Origin of the sequence: Phytoactinopolyspora endophytica, assembly GCF_004138495.1 — a bacterium.
Lineage (GTDB): Bacteria > Actinomycetota > Actinomycetes > Jiangellales > Jiangellaceae > Phytoactinopolyspora > Phytoactinopolyspora endophytica.
Map to the genome: position 1 here is coordinate 40,851 of NZ_ML142860.1, position 1,497 is coordinate 42,347.

Consider the following 1,497-nt stretch of genomic DNA (forward strand, 5'->3'; position numbering starts at 1 on the left):
GGCCACAACCCTGGTGCAGCGTGACGGCCGAGACCTCGCCGCTCATCCGGGCATAGGCATCAGCCATGGTCGCCGCACCGGCCTCATGCCGGGCGGCGACGTACCGAGCGCCTGCTGCGACCAGCGCATTGGTGACGTGGAAATTGCCGCTGCCGACCACCCCGAACACCTGGCGGATTCCCAGTCCGGCCAGCGTCCGGCCGACCGATTCCGCGACGTTCATCGTTCCACCATGGCCAGGACGCGGGCTGGGCTGCCCGATCCACCCACGATCGGCAGCGGCGCTGCGATGACGAGCGCACCCGTAGCCGGAAGACGCTCGAGGTTCTGCAGCTGGGTGAGTCCATACTTGCCGGCGCCGAGCAGGAATGCATGACACGGGAACGGCGGCTCGAACGAGTGGGCGCTGCCCGCGTCGGTGCCGACAGTCTCCACGCCGAGACCGGTGATGGGTGCCTCCTCGGCCAGCCACGTGGCGCACTGCACGCTCACCCCAGGCGTATGCGGGCCGGTGGCATCGGTGTTGAGGAACTCATCCTGGCTGCCGCTGCGCGCGTCCCACCCGGTGCGGAGTAAGAGCCAGCCGCCGGCAGGCAGCGGTCCGTGCTCTGCTTCCCACGCCTTGATGTGGTCGACCTCCAGCAGAAAGTCCGGGTCGTCCTGTGCCTGCGCGCTCACGTCGATCACCGCGGCCGGTGCGACGAGCCGGGTGAGCGGCAGCTGCGACACATCGTCCCCGTCCCGGCCGGTGATCCAGTGGTTGGGTGCGTCGAGGTGGGTTCCGGTGTGCTCGCCTGTCTTGATGTTGTTCCAGTACCAGGCGGGGCCACGGTCGTCATACCGGCTGATCTCCTCGAGCTGGAAGGTGGCCGTCTGGCCGAACGGCTCCGGGAGCACCAGCACGGGCGTGGACGGCCGCAGCGGCGCGGTCAGGTCGATCGTCTCGATCTTCCCGCTGGCCATGGCCTGTGCGAGGTCGTTGAGGACGGACATGTAGGTCAGACTCCTTGCAGGCTCGGGTGCTGCGTCGGCCCGTCCGGTTCTCGTGGCCGGCGCGCTGTGTCCCGCCGGCCGTGTCGGCGTCGCGGGAAACGGGTCGCTGATCATCCTCCTGCCTTCGGTCCCGGGAGTCCAGGGTCAGGGCGAGGGTGTGGATAACTGAACTGGCGTGAGAGGTTAGTTGGTGCTACGGTTCATTAGTCAAGTAATGAACCTATGAACCAACGAACCGCGGGGAGGTGCCATGTTCGACGATCGGAGCCCGATCTATTACCAGATCGCGGAGGCGATCAAGAACGAGATCCTCAGCGGTGAGCTAGGAGCGGACGAGCAGGTCATGTCCACCAATCAGTACGCGGCCTTCTACCGGATCAACCCGGCGACCGCGGCTAAGGGCTTCGCCCAGCTGGTCGACGAAGGTGTGCTCTACAAACGGCGAGGGATCGGAATGTTCGTCAGCCCGGACGCGCGCACGCGCCTGCTCAAGGAGCGCCGGGA

The 1,497-nt window shown here is 66.9% G+C and carries 3 protein-coding genes; 1 reads left to right on the forward strand and 2 read right to left on the reverse strand.

Features of this window, described 5'->3' with window-relative positions; all coding sequences use genetic code 11:
* On the reverse strand, positions 1-223 hold a 223-nt coding region (locus tag ELR45_RS38615; RefSeq protein WP_276320714.1), incomplete at its 3' end, for a thiamine pyrophosphate-binding protein.
* Positions 220-993 (reverse strand): cyclase family protein, encoded by a 774-nt coding sequence (locus ELR45_RS21435; RefSeq protein ID WP_129668175.1) that lies wholly within the window; start codon positions 991-993, stop codon positions 220-222. The genes ELR45_RS38615 and ELR45_RS21435, both read right to left, overlap by 4 nt.
* A 250-nt stretch (positions 994-1,243) precedes the next feature.
* Between ELR45_RS21435 and ELR45_RS38620 the strand changes: the two genes are divergently transcribed.
* Positions 1,244-1,497: GntR family transcriptional regulator (locus ELR45_RS38620; RefSeq protein ID WP_205856997.1), on the forward strand; the 254-nt coding region annotated here is incomplete at its 3' end.

Bases quoted from the DNA above. Each gene is read 5' to 3' on its own strand.
- ELR45_RS21435 (WP_129668175.1), bottom strand. From the start codon at position 993: ATGTCCGTCCTCAACGACCTCGCACAGGCCATGGCCAGCGGGAAGATC.